21 protein-coding genes are annotated in these 18,997 nt (G+C 70.3%); 7 read left to right on the top strand and 14 right to left on the bottom strand.

The window, feature by feature from the left end; translation table 11 throughout:
- Positions 1-82: 82 nt before the first annotated feature.
- On the bottom strand, positions 83-1,006 hold the full coding sequence (locus NON00_RS03640; RefSeq protein ID WP_256017719.1) for a dihydrodipicolinate synthase family protein: 924 nt from the start codon (positions 1,004-1,006) through the stop codon (positions 83-85).
- A gap of 148 nt (positions 1,007-1,154) precedes the next feature.
- Here NON00_RS03640 and NON00_RS03635 point away from each other — a divergent pair, with 148 nt between their 5' ends.
- A complete protein-coding gene (locus NON00_RS03635; protein ID WP_256017718.1) occupies positions 1,155-1,817 on the top strand; it encodes a GntR family transcriptional regulator in 663 nt (220 codons plus the stop codon).
- A gap of 53 nt (positions 1,818-1,870) precedes the next feature.
- Complete coding sequence (locus NON00_RS03630; RefSeq protein ID WP_256017717.1) at positions 1,871-2,944, top strand: 2OG-Fe(II) oxygenase family protein; 1,074 nt, start codon at positions 1,871-1,873, stop codon at positions 2,942-2,944.
- 92 nt (positions 2,945-3,036) lie between these two features.
- Here the strand turns inward: NON00_RS03630 and NON00_RS03625 are convergent, their stop codons facing one another.
- Positions 3,037-4,029, bottom strand: a complete 993-nt coding sequence (locus NON00_RS03625) for a tripartite tricarboxylate transporter substrate binding protein (protein ID WP_305123183.1) — start codon at positions 4,027-4,029, stop codon at positions 3,037-3,039.
- 116 nt (positions 4,030-4,145) lie between these two features.
- Here NON00_RS03625 and NON00_RS03620 point away from each other — a divergent pair, with 116 nt between their 5' ends.
- Both NON00_RS03620 and NON00_RS03615 read left to right on the top strand, forming a co-directional pair.
- Positions 4,146-4,898 carry a GntR family transcriptional regulator gene (locus NON00_RS03620; RefSeq protein ID WP_256017716.1) on the top strand — a complete coding sequence of 251 codons (753 nt, stop codon included), beginning with the start codon at positions 4,146-4,148 and terminating at the stop codon, positions 4,896-4,898.
- The gene (locus NON00_RS03615; protein WP_256017715.1) at positions 4,895-5,635 is read left to right on the top strand and encodes an amidohydrolase; all 741 of its coding nucleotides are present in this window, start codon (positions 4,895-4,897) and stop codon (positions 5,633-5,635) included. The genes NON00_RS03620 and NON00_RS03615 overlap by 4 nt, the downstream gene beginning before the upstream one ends.
- 147 nt (positions 5,636-5,782) lie before the next feature.
- Here the strand turns inward: NON00_RS03615 and NON00_RS03610 are convergent, their stop codons facing one another.
- The 3 genes from NON00_RS03610 to hisI form a co-directional block, all read right to left on the bottom strand.
- Positions 5,783-6,433 (bottom strand): GPP34 family phosphoprotein, encoded by a 651-nt coding sequence (locus NON00_RS03610; RefSeq protein WP_256017714.1) that lies wholly within the window; start codon positions 6,431-6,433, stop codon positions 5,783-5,785.
- 95 nt (positions 6,434-6,528) lie between these two features.
- Positions 6,529-7,698: a GTP-binding protein gene (locus NON00_RS03605; protein WP_256017713.1), complete on the bottom strand. Its 1,170-nt coding sequence runs from the start codon at positions 7,696-7,698 to the stop codon at positions 6,529-6,531.
- A complete protein-coding gene (gene hisI, locus NON00_RS03600; protein ID WP_256017712.1) occupies positions 7,688-8,095 on the bottom strand; it encodes a phosphoribosyl-AMP cyclohydrolase in 408 nt (135 codons plus the stop codon). The genes NON00_RS03605 and hisI overlap by 11 nt, the downstream gene beginning before the upstream one ends.
- Positions 8,096-8,162: 67 nt before the next feature.
- Between hisI and NON00_RS03595 the strand changes: the two genes are divergently transcribed.
- Positions 8,163-8,663 carry a Fur family transcriptional regulator gene (locus NON00_RS03595; RefSeq protein WP_256017711.1) on the top strand — a complete coding sequence of 167 codons (501 nt, stop codon included), beginning with the start codon at positions 8,163-8,165 and terminating at the stop codon, positions 8,661-8,663.
- Between the two features lie 126 nt (positions 8,664-8,789).
- Here the strand turns inward: NON00_RS03595 and glgX are convergent, their stop codons facing one another.
- The 5 genes from glgX to NON00_RS03570 all read right to left on the bottom strand — a co-directional run bounded on the left by glgX (position 8,790) and on the right by NON00_RS03570 (position 14,592).
- On the bottom strand, positions 8,790-10,937 hold the full coding sequence (gene glgX, locus NON00_RS03590; protein ID WP_256017710.1) for a glycogen debranching protein GlgX: 2,148 nt from the start codon (positions 10,935-10,937) through the stop codon (positions 8,790-8,792).
- A 192-nt stretch (positions 10,938-11,129) separates the two neighbouring features.
- A complete protein-coding gene (gene metC / locus NON00_RS03585) occupies positions 11,130-12,284 on the bottom strand; it encodes a cystathionine beta-lyase (protein ID WP_256017723.1) in 1,155 nt (384 codons plus the stop codon).
- Between the two features lie 80 nt (positions 12,285-12,364).
- Complete coding sequence (locus tag NON00_RS03580) at positions 12,365-13,207, bottom strand: sulfurtransferase (RefSeq protein ID WP_256017709.1); 843 nt, start codon at positions 13,205-13,207, stop codon at positions 12,365-12,367.
- 9 nt (positions 13,208-13,216) lie between these two features.
- Positions 13,217-13,951 carry an alanyl-tRNA editing protein gene (locus tag NON00_RS03575; protein ID WP_256017708.1) on the bottom strand — a complete coding sequence of 245 codons (735 nt, stop codon included), beginning with the start codon at positions 13,949-13,951 and terminating at the stop codon, positions 13,217-13,219.
- Entirely contained in the window at positions 13,948-14,592 is a 645-nt protein-coding gene (locus tag NON00_RS03570) for an NUDIX domain-containing protein (RefSeq protein WP_256017707.1), read from the bottom strand. The genes NON00_RS03575 and NON00_RS03570 overlap by 4 nt, the downstream gene beginning before the upstream one ends.
- 40 nt (positions 14,593-14,632) lie before the next feature.
- On the opposite strand from NON00_RS03570, the gene NON00_RS03565 reads away from it, so the two are divergent.
- Positions 14,633-15,577, top strand: a complete 945-nt coding sequence (locus NON00_RS03565) for a DMT family transporter (protein ID WP_256017706.1) — start codon at positions 14,633-14,635, stop codon at positions 15,575-15,577.
- 131 nt (positions 15,578-15,708) lie between these two features.
- On the opposite strand, the gene NON00_RS03560 is transcribed toward NON00_RS03565, so the two are convergent.
- The 3 genes from NON00_RS03560 to parA all read right to left on the bottom strand — a co-directional run bounded on the left by NON00_RS03560 (position 15,709) and on the right by parA (position 17,391).
- The gene (locus tag NON00_RS03560) at positions 15,709-16,176 is read right to left on the bottom strand and encodes a hypothetical protein (RefSeq protein ID WP_256017705.1); all 468 of its coding nucleotides are present in this window, start codon (positions 16,174-16,176) and stop codon (positions 15,709-15,711) included.
- Positions 16,177-16,321: 145 nt separating this feature from the next.
- Positions 16,322-16,765, bottom strand: a complete 444-nt coding sequence (locus NON00_RS03555; protein ID WP_256017704.1) for a GNAT family N-acetyltransferase — start codon at positions 16,763-16,765, stop codon at positions 16,322-16,324.
- Entirely contained in the window at positions 16,762-17,391 is a 630-nt protein-coding gene (gene parA, locus NON00_RS03550; protein ID WP_256017703.1) for a ParA family partition ATPase, read from the bottom strand. The genes NON00_RS03555 and parA overlap by 4 nt, the downstream gene beginning before the upstream one ends.
- 120 nt (positions 17,392-17,511) lie before the next feature.
- Between parA and NON00_RS03545 the strand changes: the two genes are divergently transcribed.
- Complete coding sequence (locus tag NON00_RS03545; RefSeq protein ID WP_256017702.1) at positions 17,512-17,925, top strand: rhodanese-like domain-containing protein; 414 nt, start codon at positions 17,512-17,514, stop codon at positions 17,923-17,925.
- 100 nt (positions 17,926-18,025) lie between these two features.
- Here NON00_RS03545 and NON00_RS03540 read toward each other — a convergent pair whose 3' ends face one another.
- Positions 18,026-18,865, bottom strand: a complete 840-nt coding sequence (locus NON00_RS03540) for a transporter substrate-binding domain-containing protein (protein ID WP_256017701.1) — start codon at positions 18,863-18,865, stop codon at positions 18,026-18,028.
- Positions 18,866-18,997: the final 132 nt, after the last annotated feature.

The raw sequence follows: 18,997 nt of genomic DNA, 5'->3' as shown, positions 1-18,997 counted from the left end.
CCCCCCCCCCCCCCCCCCCCCCCCCCCCCCCCCCCCCCCCCCCCCCCCCCCCCCCCCCCCCCCCCCCCCCCCCCCGGAGACGTCAGGCGGCCTTCGCGACATCCGGCAGCCCCGGCCGCCCGGCGAGGGCCACGCGCATCAGACCCTCCACCTCCGCCGCCTCATGCGGCAGCAGGGCGAGGCGCGGCGGCCGGGTGAGCGCCGAGCCGCGCCCCATGATGTGCTCGCACAGCTTGATGCACTGGACGAGATCCGGCCGGGCATCGAGGTGCAGCAGCGGCATGAACCAGTCATAGAGCGCGCGGGCCTCGGCGTAGCGGCCGGCGCGGGCCAGGCGGAACAGCGCCTCGCCTTCCTCGGGGAAGACGTTGGACATGCCGGAGACCCAGCCCTCGGCGCCGAGCATGACGCTTTCCAGCACGGTGTCGTCCAGCCCGGCGAAGATCAGGAAGCGGTCGCCGGCGAGGTTGCGCAGGTCGGTGAAGCGGCGCGAGTCGCCCGAGGATTCCTTGAAGCAGACGATCGTGTCGCAATCGGCCAGCGAGGCCAGGATCTGCGGCGTCACGTCGTTCTTGTAGATGGGCGGGTTGTTGTAGACCATCACCGGCAGGTCGGTGGCGCGGGCGACGCCGCGGAAATGCGCCGCCGTCTCATGCGGCTTCGAGGAATAGACCAGGGCGGGCATCACCATCACGCCGTCGAGGCCGATGCGCGCGGCTTCCTGCGCCATGCCGCAGGCGAAGGGGGTGGTGAATTCGGCGATGCCGGCGATGACGGGCACGCGCCCGGCGGCGGCGTCCTTCGCCGTTTCCATCACCGCCACCTTCTCCGCCGCCGAGAGGGAGCAGTTCTCCCCCACCGTGCCGCAGACGATGAGGCCGGAGACGCCATCGCGCACCAGCGCCTGGATGACGCGGTGGGTGGCGTCGAGGTCGAGGCTGAAATCCTCGCGGAACTGGGTGGTGACGGCGGGGAAGACGCCGGACCAGCTGGGCTTCTGGGCCATGGGGAAGGAGTCCTGCGGATGTGCGGGCAAAAGGTAGATTTTATACATTCGATCCGTCAACATCATCCGGCCTGGAAATCCGGTATCCCGCCGCGATATCCCCCCGCTGCACGAAGGCCCCGCCCATGACCCGGCCGCAGGAGAGAGCATGACCGCGCTGAAGCACCGCACCGTCTCGGCCGCGCTGCTGGAGGAAATTCGCCGCCGCGTGCTGGATGGGCGCTACCCGGCCGGCTCGCAGCTGCGGCAGGACATGCTGGCGGAGGAATTCGGCGTCAGCCGCATCCCCGTGCGCGAGGCCCTGTTCCAGCTGGAGGCGGAAGGGCTGGTCCGCATCTCGCCGCACCGGGGCGCCACGGTGGCGGAGCTTTCGCCGGAGGAGCTGGAAGAAGCCTTCGCCCTGCGCGCCCTGCTGGAGCCGCGCCTGCTCCGCGCCTCCGCCCCCCGGCTGGAGGCGGAGGACTTCACCGCGCTGGAGCGCCTGCTGGACGACTACGCGGCGGCGATGCGCGCCGGCGACACCAGCCGCTGGGGCGAGCTGAACACGGCGCTGCATCTGCGCCTCTATGCCCGCGCCGGGCAGAAGCGCACGGCGGCCATGGTCGCCAGCCTGCTCCAGGAATGCGACCGCTACACCCGCCTCCAGCTCTCCACCGAGCCGGAGGGGCTGGCGCGGGCGGACCGCGAGCACCGCGAGCTCGTCCGCCTCTGCCGCGCCGGGGCGGTGGAGGCGGCGGCGGCGCTGCTCGCCGCCCATGTGGCGCATGTGGGGCAGGCGCTGCTGGCCTTCCTGCGCCAGCGCGGCGGCTGAGTTTCCCTTCTCGCCCTCTTGGCGGGCGCGCCGGAGCGGCGCAGAAACGCGGCATGGCCGCACCCGCTCCCATCCCCCCCACCCTCCTGCCCGGTGATCTCCTCCCCCCGCTCGCCCTGCCGGATGCCACCGGCGCGGCGGTGGACCTGTTCCACCAGAGCCTCGCCGGCCTGTCCTGCGTGCTGGTGATCGGCCGGCCGCCGGCCGACCCCGCCGCCGCCCAGGCGCGCGCGGCGGCGAAGCGGGCGCGGCTTTTCCTCGTCGCCCGCGCCCGCCCCGATGGCCTGCCGCAGCCCGAGGGCGCGCCGGTGCGGCTGTTCGATGCCGAGGGCCGGCTCGCCGCCGGGCTGGGCCTCGCCGGGGATGGCGTGGCGGTGATCTCGCCGCGCGGCCGCCTGGCCTTCCTGCGCGCCGGGATGGAGGCGCCAGGGGGGGCACCAGAGGAGGTGCTGGAGATGGCGCTGGACCTGCTGCCCGAGCCGCCCGCCGCCCCGCCCCCGGTGCTGCGCGGCGGCGCCCCGGCGCTGATCATCCCCGATGTGCTGGAGCCCGCCTTCATCGCCGCCCTGCTGGCGCATTGGGAGAAGGGCGAGAAGACGCGGGACCGCGTGGCCTCCACCGCCGGGGCCGCCAATGCGGCGCAGAACATCAAGCGCCGCACCGATGTCTGGCTGGATGACCAGGGGCTTTACGCCACCTATCGCCTGCGGCTGGAGCGGCGCGTCCTGCCGGAGCTGTGGCGCGCCTACCGCTTCCGCGCCGCCAGCTTCGAAATGCCGCGCATCGGCTGCTACGATGCCAGCGACGCCGGCGGCTTCGGCGCGCACCGCGACAACCGCACGCCCTATACCGCGCACCGCCGCTTCGCCATGAGCCTCAACCTCAACACCGGGGCGTATGCGGGCGGGGCGCTGAACTTCCCGGAATTCGGGCCGGAACTCTATGAGCCGCCGGCCGGCGGCGCGGTGCTCTTCTGCTGCGACCTGCTGCACGAGGCCATGCCCGTCACCGCCGGGCGGCGCTTCGCCATCTTCACCTTCCTCACCGACGCCGCCGGGGCGGAGCAGGAAAAGCGCCTGATCGCCGAGCGGCAGGCGGCGGGGGAGAAGGGAGTAAGATTCAGGTAGGAGGGTTCTTTTTTGGAAAAAAGAACCAAAAAACTTTTTTCAGGGGGGGCGTCTCCCCCGCGGCGGGGGAGACAAGGGCGGCCAGGCGCGGTTCAGTCGATGGTGACGCCCGCCTCGCGGATCAGCGTGGTGATGCGCGCGCGCTGCTCGGCGAGGTAGAGCCGGAATTGCTCCGGCGTGCTGCCAATGGCCAGCGCGCCCATCGATTCCAGCCGCTCCGCCACGGCGGGGTCGCGCAGCGCGGCCAGAAGGGCGGCGTGCAGCGCCTCCAGCGCCGGGGCCGGGGTGCCGGCAGGGGCGTAGAAGCCGTTCCACTCGTTCAGCTCATAGCCGGGGAAGCCCTGCTCGGCGATGGTGGGCACATCGGGCAGCGCCGCCAGCCGCGCCGCGGTGCTGACACCCAGCGCCCGCACCTGCCCATCCCGCGCCAGCGCGGCAGAGGAGGAGACGGTGGCGAAGACGAAATCCACCTGCCCGGCCATCAGGTCCTGCAACGCCTGCCCGCCGCCGCGATAGGGGATATGCACCATCTCCACCCCCGCCCGGCGCAGCAGCGCGACCGAGGCCAGATGCGCCGCCGTGGCATTGCCGGAGGAACCATAGCTGAGTTGCCCCGGCTTCGCCTTCGCCGCCGCCAGCAGCGCCTCCAGGCTGCGGTGCGGGCTGGTGCGCGCGGTGATCAGGATCTGCGGCAGCAGCGTCACCTGGCTGATCGGCGCAAAGGCGGTGGCGTAGTTGAAGGGCAGGCTGGGCAGCACCGCCGGGTTGGAGACATGCGCCAGCGCATCCAGCATCACCGTATGGCCATCCGCGGCGGCACGCGCCACCTCCGCCGCGCCGATCGAACCGCCAGCGCCCGGGCGATTCTCCACGATCACCGGCTGGCCCAGGCTGCGGCTCATCGCCGGGGCGAGCAGCCGGGCCGTGATGTCCGCCCCGCCGCCAGGGGCATAGGGGGCGATCATCCGCACCGGGCGGCTGGGCGCCCAGGCCGCGCGGGCCGGAGATGGCGCCAGCAGCCCGGCCGGCAGGGCCAGGGCAGGCGCCAGGATGGTGAAGGCCCGTCGGGTCATGGATCGGGTCATGGCGTTGTCCTCGCGAGGTTGGGGCAAGGCTAGAGCTTTCCGTAACTCCTGCAAAGGACCATAAGAGCAGAGGGGAACTGGCGGCACCGCCGCATCCGTGCTTGTCTGGCCCGGCCATGACGGACCCCGCCCCGCTCCCCCTTGCCGAGGATCCGCGCCTGCCGCTGCACGCCCGGCTGCGCGATGCCCTGGCGCGCCGCCTCGCTGCCGGGGAGTGGCCGCCCGGCACCGCCCTGCCGGCGGAGAGCCGCCTGGCCCAGGACTATGGCGTGGCCTTGCAGACCATGCGCCGCGCCCTCAGCCACCTGGAGCAGGAAGGGCTGGTGGAGCGCCGCCAGGGGCGCGGTACCTTCAGCCGCCAGGCCCCCGCCGCCGCCAGCCTGCTGCGCTTCTTCCTGCTGCGCCATGCCGGGGAGGCGAAGGGGCCGATCCTGCCCGAGAGCCGCATCCTCTCGGCGCGGCAGGAGGGCCTGCCGCCGGAGGCCGCCGCCCGCCTCGGCCGCCCCGCCGGCGCCCCCGCCCTGCGGCTGGAACGGCTGCGCGCCTGGGGCGGGGAGACCCTGCTGGCCGAGACCATCCACCTGCCGCTGCCGGAGGCCGCGCCGCTGCTGGCCCTGCCGCCGGAAGGCTATGGCGCGCTGCTCTACCCGCTGTTGCAGGCGCGCTGTGGCCTGCTGGTGGCGCGGGTGGAGGATGAGGTCTCGGTGGGCCGGGCCGATGCCGCCACTGCCCTGGCCCTTGGCCTGCAGGCGGGGGAGGCGGTGATCCTGGCCGACCGCACCGCCTTCGATGCCGCCGGCCGCGCGGTCGAGCACCGCATCGCCCGCGGCCGGGCTGACCGCTTCCGCTACCGGGCCACCGCCACATGACTCCTGTCCTCGACGCGCATTTCCACGTCTTCGACCCCGCCGCCGCCCTGCCGGGTGATGGCGGCTACCACCCCCCGGCCTTCAGCGTGGCGCAATACCGCGCGGCCGCGGCGCCGCTCGGGGTGGCGGGGGGGGTTCTGGTCGCCGCCTCCACCCATGGGCTGGATCCCGCCCCGCTGCTGGCGGCGCTTGAGGAACTCGGCCCGCGCTTCGTCGCCATCGCCGCCGCCGACCCCAGCCTGACGGACGAGGCTTTGCGCGCCCTGGCGGCGCGCGGCGTGCGCGGCCTGCGCTATATCCTCTATCGCGGCGCGGGCCTGGAGATCGGCGCCGCGCTGGACATGGCCGACCGTGCCCATGCCGTGGCCGGGCTGCATGCGCAGTTCTATGCCGATGCGGCCCATCTCGCCCCCTGGCTGGGGCGCTTGCGCGGCATGGCGGGGCGGCTGGTCATCGACCATCTCGGCATGACCGAGGCCGGGCTGCCCGTGGTGCTGGAACTGGCCGCCGCCGGGGCGAAGGTGAAGGCCACCGGCTTCGGCCGCGTGGAATTGCCGGTGGAGGAGGCGCTGCGCCGCATTGCCGCCGTGGCGCCGCGCGCGCTGATCTTTGGCACGGACATGCCCTCCACCCGCGCCCGCCGGCCCTTCGCGGCGGAGGATATGGACACGCTCCGGCGGATCGCCGGGGAGGCGCCTTTCTGGGAGAATGCGGCAGATTTCTATGGCATTGAATAATTTCTTCTTTTCTTTTTTTTAGGCTGCCGCCGTCTCCCGGCACAGTGGGCCGCTTTTTTTCAGGCTGCCGCGGTCTCCCGGGGCAGCGGGCCACGAACTGAAAAAAGTTTTTTGGTTCTTTTTTTCAAAAAAGAACCCTTCTTGTCCTCACATCAAGGGCGCGTAGCGCGCGACTTCGGCGAAGATGTCGCGCACGGCGTCCGAGAGGGTGCGGTTCAGCTCCTCCAGATTCGCCACCTGTTCGATGCGGGCCTGGGCGTGGTCCAGCTCGGTCGGGGCCAGCAGCAGGGGGAAGAGCCCGGCGGCGCGCGTCAGCCCGATCAGCAGGGAGTCGCGCGGGTCGGGAATCTCGTCGTTGAAGATCACCGCCATCAGGCGGGCCTTCACCTCGCGCTCCTCCTTGTCTGACAGCACGGGATAGCGCCGCTCGGAGAAGAACCACAGGAAGCGGCCTTCCTCGCGCTTCAGCACGCCCCGCGCCACCAGCCGCTCGAAATAGAGATCGCGGTACTGGTCGGCCTCCTTGGCGAGGGCCTCGATCCACCAGCGGCTGTTGTGCGGCTCTGGCTCGGCCAGGATGCGCTGTTCCACCCCGTCCAGCACGGCATCGCCGGTGGGGGAGGGGTCGCCGACGAAGAGGCGCTTCGGGTCGGTATCGATGCGGCCGGTCAGCGCCAGCTCGGCCAGGATGGCACCGGCCAGGGCATAGTCGCCCGAGGGCGCCGCGCGGTCGATCAGCCGGCCGGTCTCGTCATCGAGCATGAGGAGAAGGATCTCCTCCGGCATGGTCAGCGACATCGTGGCGCTCTCCGCTTCTATGGTTGCCGGCGGAAGGGAAGCGCGCGGGGGGGCGCGCGTCAACGCCCGGCGCGGCGGCTTTGCGCGCCCGGCCTTCACGCCCCCGTTTGTATGGCCGTTTGCATCCCAGCTGGCGGCGTGGCGATCTCCGCCTGGCGTGTGGCGGCCTGGCAGAAGGCGGCCAGCCCCTCCTCGATCACCGTGCGCGGCAGGTCGCGCAGGATGAAGACGAGGCGGGAGCGGCGCGGCTCCCCCTCCGGCCAGCCGGGCAGCAGGGTCGGGCGGTGCCAGACGCTCTGCACGCCATGGATGGCCACGGGGCGGTCCTGCCCCTCCAGGTCCAGGATGCCCTTCACCCGCAGCACGGCATCGCCGCGTGTCGCCGCCAGCACCTCCAGCCAGGTGGCGAGGCCTTCCCAGGGCAGGGGCGTGTCGAAGCTCAGGCAGAAGGCGTGGATGCGCGCATCATGCCGGTTCGGGTCGTGGTGGTGGTGATGCCCGTGGTGGCCATGGCCGTGGTGGTGGCCGTGGTTGTCATTGTCGTGGCCGTGGCTGGTCCAGGCGGCCTCGTCCAGCCAGCGGCGGACATCCGCGCCGCGCGCCGCCGGGTCGAAGGGGCCGCAGGCCAGGATGGCCTCCGGCGCCACCGCGCCCTGCGTCACCGCGATGGCGGGGGCGCCCGGGTTCAGCGCGCGCAGCCGCGCGGTGAGGCTGGCCACCGCCTCCGGCGTGGCGAGGTCCGTCTTGCTCAGCAGCAGGCGGTCGGCCACGGCGGCCTGCCGCACGGCCTCGGGCTGGCGGTCGAGCGTGGCGGCGCCATGCACCGCGTCCACCAGCGTCACCACGCCATCCAGCACGAAATGCCGGGCGATGCTGCCTTCCGCCATCAGGGTTTGCAGGATGGGCAGGGGGTCGGCCAGCCCGGTCGTCTCGATCACCACGCGGCGCAGCGGGGCGGCGCCAGGGGCAGGGGCAGGGGCAGGGGCGGGGGCGCGGGCGCGCTCCGCCAGCCGGCCCAGCGCCGCGGCGAGGTCGCCCCGGATGGTGCAGCACAGGCAGCCGGATTGCAGGAGGACGGCATCCTCCTCCAGCGTCTCCACCAGCAGGTGGTCCAGGCCGATCTCGCCGAACTCGTTGATCAGCACGGCGGTGCCGGCCATCTCCGGCTGGCGCAGCAGGTGGTTCAGCAGCGTCGTCTTGCCGGCGCCGAGGAAGCCCGTCAGCAGCGTGACGGGGAGGGGGAAGCGGGGCGCCTCAGCGGCCATAGAGCACCTCCGGGTCCACCTCCGGCGCGGTGATGGGCACCAGCTCCCCCTCGCGCAGGGCCTGGTAGAAACAGGAGCGGCGGCCGGTGTGGCAGGCCACGCCCTTCTGCGTCACCAGCGCCAGGATGGTATCGCCATCGCAGTCCAGCCGCAGGTCCACGAGGTGCTGTTCCTGCCCCGAGGTCTCCCCCTTGCGCCAGAGGGCGTTGCGGCTGCGGCTGAAATAGACCACACGCCCCGTCGCCAGCGTTTCTTCCAGCGCCGCGGCGTTCATCCAGGCCATCATCAGCACCTCGCCGCTGGCATGGTCCTGGGCGATGGCGGGGACCAGCCCATCCGCGTTGAACCGCGTGGCGGCGAGGAAGCGGGCGCGGGCGGCGGGATCGGCGACAGGCATCGGACGGGGTCCTCACAAGGGCAGTCCGTTACTATATAACGGTAGCACCGGGAACAGGAGAGTGGTCATGGCATCAGGGCAGGGCAGCGCGGAGGGGATGCCGCCGGTGGCCCGCGCGCTCGACGCGGCCGAGGCACGGTGCCTGCGCGCCGGGGCGCAGCTGACGGAGCTGCGCCGGCAGGTGCTGGCGCTGGTGCTGGAATCCGAGCAGCCGCTGGGCGCCTATGCCCTGCTCGACAAATTGAAGGCCAAGCGCCCCGGCGCCGCGCCGCCCACCGTCTACCGCGCCCTCGACTTCCTGCTGGAGCAGGGGCTGATCCACAAGGTGGAGCGGCTGAACGCCTTCATCGGCTGCGTCGAGGTCGGGCACGCGCATGGGCATGACCACCACCATGCCCACCCGCACCAGTTCCTGATCTGCCGCGAATGCGGGATGACGCTGGAATTGAGCGACCACGCCGTGGCCCATGCGCTGGAAGAGGCCGTCGCCCGCGCCGGCTTCCGCATGAGCCGGGCGACGGTGGAGGTGGAAGGGCTGTGCGCGGCCTGCGCGGGAGGGGCTTCATAGAAATTCTTCTTTTCTGAAGAAAAGAAGCAAAAGACTTTTTTCAGGCTGCCGCCGTCTCCCGGCCAGGCGGGACGCCAAACTGGAAAAATTTTTTGGTTCTTTTTTTCAAAAAAGAACTCTTGAAATCTATCGCTTCCGCTTCCCCGTCTTCAGGCAGAACAGCAGGAGTGAGCGCCCGGTGACGGTGTAGCTCTCGCCGATGGGGAAGCTGGGCTCGTCCTCTTCCTCATCGGGCAGGTTGGTGTCGAGCAGGCGGGTCCAGGCCGCGCCGTCCTGCACCGCGGGCAGGGTGAATTCCACCGCCTCGTGATAGGCATTCAGGATCAGCAGCAGCGTCGCGTCATGCGCGGCCACGCGGATGTTGCTTTCCTGCGCGCGGCCATCGAGCAGCTTGGCGAGGCAGCGTGTGTTGGGGTCGTCCCAGTCGGCGCTGTCCATTTCCTCGCCGGAGGGCTTGTACCAGGAGAGCGCCTTGGCGCCGCTCGCCTCATGGTATTCGCCGGAGAGAAAGCGGCCGCGCCGCAGCACGGGGAAGCGGCTGCGCAGCGCGGCCAGGCGCTGGGTGAAGGCCAGCAGCCGCGCGCCACGCTCGCCATGCTCCCAGTCGAACCAGGAAATCTCGTTGTCCTGGCAATAGGCGTTGTTGTTGCCCTGCTGCGTGCGGCCAAACTCATCGCCGGCCAGCAGCATGGGCGTGCCCTGGCTGAGATAGAGCGTGGCGAGCATGTTGCGGATCTGCCGCTCCCGCACGGCGTTGATGGCGGGGTCGTCGGTCGGCCCCTCGGCGCCGTAGTTGTGGGAGAGGTTGTGCGAATGGCCGTCGCGGTTCTCCTCGCCATTCGCCTCGTTGTGCTTCTCGTCATAGGTGACGAGGTCGTTCAGCGTGAAGCCGTCATGCGCGGCGAGGAAGTTGATGCTGGCCCAGGGCTTGCGCCCATGGTGGTCGAAAAGATCGGCCGAGCCGGAGAGGCGCTTGCCGAGATCGGCGGCCTTGCCTTCCTCCCCCACCCAGAAGCCGCGCACGGTGTCGCGGTACTGGTCGTTCCACTCCGCCCAGCCGGGGGCGAAATTGCCGACCTGATAGCCGCCGGGGCCGATATCCCAGGGCTCGGCGATCAGCTTCACATCGGCCAGCACCGGGTCCTGCATGCAGGCCTTGAGGAAGGCGGACTGCTCGTCAAAGCCATGCGGCTCGCGCGCCAGGATGGTGCCGAGGTCGAAGCGGAAGCCATCGACATGCATGTCGTTCACCCAGTAGCGCAGGCTGTCCGTCACCATCTGCAGCACGCGCGGGTGGGAGAGGTTCACCGTGTTCCCGGTGCCGGTGTCGTTGATGTAGTAGCGCTTCTGGTCCGGCAGCAGGCGGTAGTAGCTGGCATTGTCGATGCCCTTGAAGGAGAGCGTCGCGCCACGCTCATTGCCTTCCGCCGTGTGGTTGTAGACCACGTCCATGATGACCTCGAGCCCGGCATCGTGCAGGCGGGCCACCATCTCCTTGAACTCGGCGAAGGCGAAATCCTGGTTGCGGGCATAGCGCCGCGCGGGGGCGAAGAAGCCCAGGCTGTTATAGCCCCAGTAATTCACCAGCCCCTTCTGCAACAGGTAATCGTCGTTCAGGAAGAAATGCACCGGCAGCAGCTCGACCGCCGTGACGCCGAGCGATTTGATGTGGCGGATCATCTCCCGCCCCGACAGGCCGGCATAGGTGCCGCGGCGGTCCTCGGGGATCAGCGGGTGGCGCTTGGTGATGCCCTTCACATGGGTTTCGTAGATGAGCGTGCGTTCCCAGGGGATACGCGGGCGGCGGTCCTGCCCCCAAGTGAAGGCCGGGTCCACCACGCGGCATTTCGGCATGAAGGCGGCGCTGTCGCGCGTGTCGAAGGAGAGATCCTCCGCCTCATGCCCGATGGCGTAGCCGAACAGCGCGGGGTCCCACTTCAGCTCCCCGACATGGGAGAGCGCATAGGGGTCCAGCACCAGCTTGTTGGGGTTGAAGCGGTGGCCTTCCTCCGGCGCGTAGGGGCCATGCACGCGGTAGGCATAGATGGTGCCGGGCCGCGCATCGGGCAGGAAGCCGTGGAACACCTCGTTGGTGTATTCCGGCAGCTCGATGCGCTCCAGCTCGGTCTCGCCGCTGTCGTCGAACAGGCACAGCTCGACCTTGGTGGCATGGGCGGAGAAAAGGGCGAAATTCACCCCCAGCCCGGTCCAGGTGGCCCCCAGCGGATTGGGGCGGCCTTCGGTCACGCGGGAGCGGTGGATGGCAGGGGGCACGGGTCATCCCTCGGTGAAACGCGAGGAACAACCCCCACCCCCACCCCCCAGTTTCTTTTTCTTTCAGGCTGCCGCTTCTTTCAGGCTGCCGCCGTCTCCTTCACAGGCGGGACGCTGCGCGGTGCCGCCAGCGCCCCGGTGGAGTTGCGCGGCCCGCCTGGCCGGGAGACGGCGGCAGCCTGACAGAAAAAATTAGTGGGGTAGTGTGTCGAGGCCGGCTTCCAGGTCGGCGATGACGTCGGCGGTGTCTTCCAGGCCGATATGGAAGCGCACGGTCGGGCCTTCCAGCACGCCGGCATCGGTGGCGGTGCGGGAGATGTAGTGGGTGGTGGGCAGGGCCAGGCACTCATACCCGCCCCAGGAGGCGCCAATGCCGAAGAGCTTCAGCCCGTCGATCACCGCATCGATCTGCTTCGTGCTGTAGCGCGGCTGGAACACCACGCCGAAGAGCGAGCAGCCGCCGGTGAAGTCGCGCCTGAACAGCGCGTGCTGCGGGTGGCTGGGCAGGGCGGGGTGGAGCACGCGCAGCACTTCCGGCCGGCTCTCGAACCAGCGGGCGACGGCGAGGCTCGACTCATACTGGTGCTTCAGCCGCATCGGCAGGGTGCGCAGGCCGCGCAGCGCCAGCCAGCAATCATCCGGGCTGGCATAGTGGCCGATCTCGCGCGCCGCGCCGGCGACGCGCAGCCAGTCCTCTTCCGTGGCCACGGTCACGCTGCCCAGCAGCACGTCCGAATGCCCGCCGACATACTTGGTGAGCGCCTGGATGGAGACATCGACGCCCTTGGTGAAGGGCTGGAAGTGGTGGATGCCCCAGGTGTTGTCCAGCAACACCTTGGCGCCATGGGCATGGGCGACCTCGGCCAGGGCGGGGATGTCCTGCACCTCGAAGGTGTGGCTGCCCGGGCTCTCGGTATAGAGCACCTTGGTGTTGGGCCGCATCAGCGCGGCGAGGCCGGCGGCGTCGATCACCGGGTCATAATAGGTGGTCTCGATGCCGAAGCGCTTCAGCATGCCATCGGCGATGCGGCGCGTCGGGCCATAGACGGAATCCGGGATCAGGCAGTGATCCCCGGCCGAGAGATAGGCCATCAGCGGCAGGGTGCAGGCGGCGAGGCCGGTGCCGGTGATGAGGGCGCGGTGGCCACCCTCGATCTCCGCCACCATGTTCTCCAGCGCGAAATGCGTGGGGCCGCCGGCGGTGCCATAGGTCATCACCTGCTCGAAAGAGCGGGCATTGATGGTGCCGCGCTCCTCGCAGGAGGGGTAGAGCACGGTGGAGCCGCGATAGACCGGCAGGTTGACGAAGCCATGCTCGCGCACGCCGGGGCGGCCGCCATGGCTCATGCGGGTGGCGAAGCCGTGGCCGGAATTATGGCCTGAAGCCTGACTGGGCTTCTGGCTGCCGGGCGGAAGATGGTCGGGCATCAGGGCGTGCTCTGCTTCGGGGTTTCGGGCCGGGCGGCCCATTCGGTCCAGGAGCCGTCATAGACGGCGGGCTCCGGCAGCCCCGCCTGCACCAGCCCGAGGGCGAGGATACAGGCGGTGACGCCGGTGCCGCAGGAGGTGACGAGCGGCCGCGTGCCATCCACCCCGGCCGCGGCGAAGCGGGCGCGGAGTTGCTCGGGCGGCAGCATGGTCATGTCGGGCGCCAGCAGGTCGGTGGCCGGCACGCTGCAGGCGCCGGGCATATGGCCGGAGGGCAGGCCCGGCCGCGGCTCCGGCGCCGTGCCGTCGAAGCGGCCCTTGGCGCGGGCATCGAGGATCAGCGCCGAGCCATCGGCGACGATGCGCTTCACATCGCCGATGCCGGCCAGGCGGCGGGCGATGAAATCGGCCCAGAAGGCCTGGGGCGTGGCGGGGGCGGCGGGGCCGCTCTCCAGCGGGTGGCCGCCGGCGCGCCATTTGGGCAGGCCGCCATCCAGCACCGCCGCCTTCTCATGCCCGAACAGCCGCAGCAGCCACCAGCCGCGCGCGGCGGAGAACAGGCCCTTCTGGTCGTAGAACACCACGCGGTGGTGGTTGGAAATGCCGAGCTGCCCGAGCAGCCGCGCCGCCCGGCCGGGGGTGGGCGCCATATGCGGCAGCTCCGTCTCCGGGTCCGCCACCTCGTCGATGTCGAAGAAGCGCGCGCCCGGCAGGTGGCCGGCGGCGAATTCCGCCAGCGCGTCCTTCGGCTCGTTGGGCAGGTATTTGGTGGTGTCAAACACCAGCAGGTCCGGCTTGCCCAGCTCGGCCGCCAGCCACGCGGTGGAAACGAGATTGTCCATGATGCCTGTTCAGCCTTCCAGCGTCAGATAGACGCGCCGGTTCTGCTTGCCCTTGTTCTCAAGCTTGGTGATGGTGATGGCGCCGATCTCGGCGGTGTCGCGCACATGGGTGCCGCCGCAGGGCTGCAGGTCCACCGGCGCCGCCGGGTCGCCGATGCAGACCAGCCGCACCTGCCCCGCCCCGCGCGGCGGCTGCACCGAGAGGGTGCGCACCAGCCCCGGATTGGCGTCCAGCTCCGCCTCGGTGATCCAGCGCTCGCTCACCGCGTGGCTGGCGGCGGCCAGGGCGGTGAGCTTCTCGGTCAGCCATTCCTTGGTGGGCGGTTCGGGCAGGTCGAAATCCAGGCGGGACTTCTCCAGCCCGATCTGCCCGCCGGTGACGCCGGCACCGGGGATCAGGCTGCACAGCAGGTGCAGGCTGGTGTGCATGCGCATCAGGCGGTGGCGGCGCGCCCAGTCCAGCACGGCGGTGACGCTGGCCCCCACCGGGGGGAGGCTGGGGGGGAGGCTGTGGGTGGCGTCCGGCGCGGGCAGGTGCAGCAGGGTGGCGCCCTCGCCCTTCACCGTGTTGGCCACCGCCATCTCGCCGCCCGCCCAGCGCAGCCAGCCGGTATCGCCCGGCTGGCCGCCGGCCTGGGCGTAGAAGGGGGTGCGGTCCAGCACCACGCCCTCCGGCCCGGCGGAGAGCACCACGGCCGTGGCTTCGCGCCGATAGGCATCGGCGCGGTACAGCAGTTCGGTCATGCCCTGGTCCACTCTTCCTCCAGCCGCGGCGCGTTGAGTTGCAGCCACATCAGGGCCATGGCCGCGGTCACGTTGCGAATCTCGTTGCGGGCCAGCTGGGCATAGGCCTCGGCGGCGTCCAGCACGCGCACCAGGGTTTCCTCGCCCTCCGCCTCCAGCCCACGCGCCCCGGCCAGGCCTGGCTCCGGCAGCCGGGTGCGGCCGCAGTAGAAATGCATCAGCTCGTCGCAGCCGCCCTGCATCAGCATGAAGCGGCCGATCGGCACCACGAGGTCCGGGGAGAAGCCGGTTTCCTCCTCCGCCTCGCGGCGGGCGGCGGCCTCGGGGTCCTCGCCCGGCTCCAGCAGGCCGGCGGGGCATTCCGTCATCATCGGCGCCTCGCCGGCGGCCAGGGCGGGCAGGCGGAACTGCTCGATCAGCGCGACGCGCCGCGTCCAGGGGTCATAGGGCAGCAGGACGACGCCCTGGCCGCGCCGCCACAATTCCCAGGTCAGGGGCTTGCTCGGCGTGCCATCGCTGCGGCGGTAGCGGAAGCGCACCAGTTGCAGCGCGAAGCGGCCGGACCACGCGACCTCGTCGCTCTCCGGCAGGTAGAGCGGGTGGGCGGGGACCTCAGGGGCCTTGGGTGGTCTGGCCTTCATGCGGGGCTGCGCCTAACCTCTCACAAAACATGTCACGATCATGAGCCGGTCCACTTCCCTCGTCCATGCCCCTCCGCCCTCCTCGCGCGCGGCGCGGGGGCGAGCCATCCTCTGTGTCATGGGGGCGGCGGCCACCTTCGCGCTCGCCGCCGTCGCCGTGAAGCTGCTGGGGGGCGCGGTGCCGGTGATGCAGGTGATCCTCTGCCGCAACCTCTTCGCCATTCCGCCGCTGCTGGCGCTGGCGCTGTGGCAGGCGCCGCGCGGCAACCGCCTCTCGGTGCTCGCCACCCGCAACCCCTGGGCGCATGCGCAGCGCACGCTCTATGGGCTGGTCGGCATGTTCGGCAGCTTCTACGGCTATATCCACCTGCCAATGGCGATGGTGACGGCGCTGGGCTTCACCATGCCGCTCTTCCTCACCGCGCTGTCGGTGCCGCTGCTGGGGGAGAAGGTGGGCTGGCGGCGCAGTTGCGCGGTGCTGGTGGGGTTCTGCGGCGTGCTGCTGATGCTGCGCCCCGGCGCAGGGGACGGCATGGGGGAGGGCGCGCTGCACCTGCCCGCCACCCTGGCCGTGCTGGCCGGCGCGGTGGCCTGGGCGCTGGCCATGATCACCATCCGCCGCATGGGCGAGCAGGGGGAGAGCGGCAGCGCCATCGTGCTGTGGTTCGCCATCGGCGGCGCGCTGGTGGGGGGGCTGGGCGCCATCCCCGGCTGGGTCTGGCCGACACCCGGGCAATGGGCGCTGCTGGCGGCGGTGGGGCTGGTCTCCTCCCTGGCGCAGCTGCTGATGACGGCGGCCTATCGCAGCGGCGACACCACGCTGATCGCGCCTTTCGAGTATTCCGGCATCCTCTGGACCATGAGCTTCGGCATGCTGCTCTGGGGCGAGATGCCGGATGGCTGGGATTTCGCCGGCATCGCCGTGCTGGTGGCCTCGGGGCTCTATATCTGGCACCGCGAGGTGCGGCGGGGGGTAAAGAGGTAAAAGAAGTTCTTTTTTGGAAAAAAGAACCAAAAAACTTTTTTCAGTTGGGAATCCCGCAAGGCCGGGGAAATTTGCCCGGGCCTTGCGGATGGGGAGCAGGGAGCGTAGCCCCTGCGCCCTATCCCTGCCGATCAAAGCGTGATGGTGGCTGGAACGAAGCTGTCGGGCGTGCGCTCCGCCTGATCTGAGGCCCAGGCTTTGGCGATGGCCTGCGGCTCAGGCGGATTCTGCCGCCGCGCCGCCTCAAGCTCCGCCTTGGTTCCACTGGAGCCGTAAGGCACCAGATAAACGCCAGCGACCAGCACCTTACCATCTTCAATTTTGAAGACCTCGTTCCTGGCTGCGGCTTTTTCCAAAACGGCCTTCACCTTGTACAGAATCTTGGCCCCCGCCTCATTGGGGTCGATGTCGCTATAAAGCGCGAGGAGTTCGGACGCTTTGATCGTGCCGTTGCGGGGTTCATCGCTGTTGGATCGCTGAGCATCCAACTTCTGTGCCGCCTCCATGAGGGTGTCTGTGGTGGCCCCCGCCTGCTTGGGCGTCTGATGGCTGAGCAGCGTCAGCGCGTTTTTGGCTCCTGAAATTCCGCTGATGTCCATCGTGCTCGCTCCTTTTGGTCGGGCGGATGACCATCGGCGGGCATGATGAAAAATTCCTCTAAGGTGTGTGCTACCCGAATAACGTCATGGTGTTGGCGCCCCGCTGTGCCGGGAGACGGCGGCAGCCTGAAAGAAAAATTTTTCTTCAGAAAAAGAAGTTCTTGGCATACCAAATTCGGTCAAACCCTTCCGGCCGTCCCGGCAGCCGCCCGATTTCGCGGTAGCCCTGCTTCTCGTAGAAGCCCGGCGCCTGGAAGCTGCTGGTGTAGAGATGCGCCCCGACGGCGCCCTGGCCCTTCGCCCAGGCTTCGGCCGTGGCGAGCAGGCGGGCGCCGAGGCCCTGGCCGCGCAGTGACGCATCCACCCAGAACTTGTCCACGAACAGCCAGTCCAGGCTGACCTCCCCGACCAGCCCGGCGCGAAGCTCTCCCCCGGCATCGCGCCAGGCCAGGGTGAGGGGCAGGCGCCCGCCGCCATCGGCGCGCGGTGGCAGGCTGGCGCGGCGATGCGCCACCAGCCCGGCCCGCACCGCGGCGGCGATGGCGCCCTCCGCATCCTCCTCCAGCGTGATGCCATCGGCCAGGATCACGCCAGCGACTCCTGGATGGCGCGCAGCACGGCGCGGGCCTCGGCGGCGGCGCTGCCGCGCGGCGCGGCCTCCACCACCCCGAGCCCCTGCGCGAAGGCGGTGGCGAAGGCCGTGCGGTTGCCGAAGCCGTATTCCAGCAGCGGCAGGCCGCGCCGGTTCAGCTCCGCCACGATATCGTCGCGCAGCTTGCCATTGGGCGGCACGCGGTTGAGCAGGATGCGCACCGTGCGGCCCTCGGCCCGCGCCACCTCCAGCGTCGCCTCCATCGCCCAGAGATCCGCCGGGGAGGGCTGGAGCGGCACCACCACCAGATCGGCCGAGCGGATGGCGATGCGCGCATCGCTGTCGGCATGCGGGGGGGTGTCGATCACCAGCACCTCGCGGCTGTCGCGCAGGCGGTCCAGCGTGGCGGGCATGCGCCAGCCCGACACCGCCTCGAACAGCAGCGGCTTGGCCTGGGGCTGGCGGGCGCGCTCGGTGTACCAGCGGGCCAGGCTCTGCTGCGGGTCGCTGTCCAGCAGCGCCACGGGGCGCCCGGCCACGGCCAGGGTGGTGGCCAGCGTGGCCGCCACGGTCGACTTGCCGGCTCCGCCCTTGCGTTGCGCCACGGCCACGACGAAGGCCATCCTGTCCTCCTGCTTTTTCTCTCGCATGCATCCTGCCCTGTGCGGGCCGGTCCGGCCAGCATGGACGCAGGGCCCTGCCCACCCCACACTAAGGAAGAGTCACCGAACCGGAGGAACGCCATGAGCGTTGCCGATATTCCCCCGCGCGCCACCTGGGACGCGCTGCGCAGCGACCCCGAGGCCGTGCTGGTCGATGTGCGCACCGATGCCGAGTGGAATTTCGTCGGCCTGCCCGATCTCTCCGAGGCCGGCAAGCAGCCGGTGCTCATCCCCTGGCAGGTCTATCCCTCGATGCAGGTGAACGGCGCCTTCGCCGACTACCTGCGCAAGGCGGGGGTGACGCCGCTGAACAAGATCTATTTCCTCTGCCGCTCCGGCGCGCGCAGCCTCGCGGCGGCGCAGGCGGCCCAGGCGGCGGGCTTCGCCCAGGTCTTCAACATCGCCGATGGCTTCGAGGGGCCGCCGGATGCGGAAGGCCATCGCGGCCTCGTCGCCGGGTGGAAGGCGGAAGGGCTGCCCTGGCGCCAGCGCTGAGAGAGCCCAGGAAGCGGTTCTTTTTTGGAAAAAAGAACCAAAAAACTTTTTTCAGTTGGGCGTCCCGCGTCAGGTCAGGCGTGGGACGCCAACGGAAAAATCAGTTGCAGCGGAGCTCGTGCGGGGTGGGGTCGTAGCCAGGCAGGCCGGGCACGCCATAGCCGGGGAAGGGGGTGTTCTCGGCGTCATCCGCCGCGGGCTTGATGCCGAACCACTTCTCCGAGAGGGCAGCCAGGCTGCCGTCCTTCTTCATGCACTCCAGCACATTCTCGACCGCGTTGCGGAGCGCCACATTGTCCTTGCGGAAGGGCGCGGCCCAATGGGCGCGGGTCTCCTTGATGGCGAAGTCCGGCACCAGCATCGGCGTGCGCGTGGCGGCGTAGCGGATGACGGTGTTGCCGCCCAGCGTGGCATAGACGCGGCCCGAGACCACGGCCTGCACCGCATCCGGCTGGCTGTCGAAGGTCTGCGCGGTGAAGCCATAGGTGGCGGCGTTCTTCTGCGCCCAGGCGTCGTAGGCGGAGCCCTTGTTCACGGCGACGGTCTTGCCGCGCAGATCCTCCAGCGAACGGATCGGCGCCGAGCCCTTGCGGATGCCGAACTGGAACTCGGTGTAGAGATAGCCCTCGGTGAAGAGCAGGTTCTCGGCGCGCTCCGGCGTGACGGTCACGGGCGCGGCGAGGAAGTCATAGCGCCCGGCATTCAGCGCGGGGACGAGGCCGGAGAAGCTGGCGCTGTCGATGGTGATGGGGCGGCCGAGGCGCTTGGCCACCTCGGTGAAGAGATCGACGTTGAAGCCCTGCACGCCACCATCGAGCTTGGGGAAGGCATGCGGGGCGAAAGTGCCGTCCACCGCGCTGCGCAGCGGTTCCTGCGCCTGGGCGGCTGCCCCGAAAGCGAGCGGCACGGCACAAAGAAGGGCAAAGGCGAAGGAACGCATCGCGAGTCACACTCCTGGAAGGCCCAGATCGGCCGGAATGGCCGTGCGGTCTGCAAGAAGCGTGCAAAAGGCCAGGGCGCCGGCCAAGCCCCGCCGCCCATGCCGCGCGGAGCCTTGCCCTTCCTGCCGCCC

This window comes from Roseomonas sp. GC11 (assembly GCF_024437745.1).
In the GTDB taxonomy this organism is placed as follows: Bacteria; Pseudomonadota; Alphaproteobacteria; order Acetobacterales; family Acetobacteraceae; genus Pseudoroseomonas.
This window is presented reverse-complemented; position numbering and strand designations above follow the sequence as displayed.

Excerpts from the sequence above, each read along its gene's own strand:
- NON00_RS03620 (WP_256017716.1), top strand. The coding sequence starts at position 4,146 with ATGACGGACCCCGCCCCGCTCCCCCTTGCCGAGGATCCGCGCCTGCCG.
- NON00_RS03575 (WP_256017708.1), bottom strand. The coding sequence starts at position 13,951 with ATGACCGAACTGCTGTACCGCGCCGATGCCTATCGGCGCGAAGCCACG.
- NON00_RS03570 (WP_256017707.1), bottom strand. The coding sequence starts at position 14,592 with ATGAAGGCCAGACCACCCAAGGCCCCTGAGGTCCCCGCCCACCCGCTC.
- hisI (WP_256017712.1), bottom strand. The coding sequence starts at position 8,095 with ATGCCTGTCGCCGATCCCGCCGCCCGCGCCCGCTTCCTCGCCGCCACG.
- parA (WP_256017703.1), bottom strand. The coding sequence starts at position 17,391 with ATGGCCTTCGTCGTGGCCGTGGCGCAACGCAAGGGCGGAGCCGGCAAG.
- NON00_RS03640 (WP_256017719.1), bottom strand. The coding sequence starts at position 1,006 with ATGGCCCAGAAGCCCAGCTGGTCCGGCGTCTTCCCCGCCGTCACCACC.
- NON00_RS03625 (WP_305123183.1), bottom strand. The coding sequence starts at position 4,029 with ATGACCCGATCCATGACCCGACGGGCCTTCACCATCCTGGCGCCTGCC.
- NON00_RS03580 (WP_256017709.1), bottom strand. The coding sequence starts at position 13,207 with ATGGACAATCTCGTTTCCACCGCGTGGCTGGCGGCCGAGCTGGGCAAG.
- NON00_RS03630 (WP_256017717.1), top strand. The coding sequence starts at position 1,871 with ATGGCCGCACCCGCTCCCATCCCCCCCACCCTCCTGCCCGGTGATCTC.
- NON00_RS03615 (WP_256017715.1), top strand. The coding sequence starts at position 4,895 with ATGACTCCTGTCCTCGACGCGCATTTCCACGTCTTCGACCCCGCCGCC.
- NON00_RS03605 (WP_256017713.1), bottom strand. The coding sequence starts at position 7,698 with ATGGCCGCTGAGGCGCCCCGCTTCCCCCTCCCCGTCACGCTGCTGACG.
- NON00_RS03540 (WP_256017701.1), bottom strand. The coding sequence starts at position 18,865 with ATGCGTTCCTTCGCCTTTGCCCTTCTTTGTGCCGTGCCGCTCGCTTTC.
- NON00_RS03565 (WP_256017706.1), top strand. The coding sequence starts at position 14,633 with ATGAGCCGGTCCACTTCCCTCGTCCATGCCCCTCCGCCCTCCTCGCGC.
- NON00_RS03560 (WP_256017705.1), bottom strand. The coding sequence starts at position 16,176 with ATGGACATCAGCGGAATTTCAGGAGCCAAAAACGCGCTGACGCTGCTC.
- metC (WP_256017723.1), bottom strand. The coding sequence starts at position 12,284 with ATGAGCCATGGCGGCCGCCCCGGCGTGCGCGAGCATGGCTTCGTCAAC.
- NON00_RS03635 (WP_256017718.1), top strand. The coding sequence starts at position 1,155 with ATGACCGCGCTGAAGCACCGCACCGTCTCGGCCGCGCTGCTGGAGGAA.
- NON00_RS03545 (WP_256017702.1), top strand. The coding sequence starts at position 17,512 with ATGAGCGTTGCCGATATTCCCCCGCGCGCCACCTGGGACGCGCTGCGC.
- NON00_RS03610 (WP_256017714.1), bottom strand. The coding sequence starts at position 6,433 with ATGTCGCTGACCATGCCGGAGGAGATCCTTCTCCTCATGCTCGATGAC.
- NON00_RS03595 (WP_256017711.1), top strand. The coding sequence starts at position 8,163 with ATGGCATCAGGGCAGGGCAGCGCGGAGGGGATGCCGCCGGTGGCCCGC.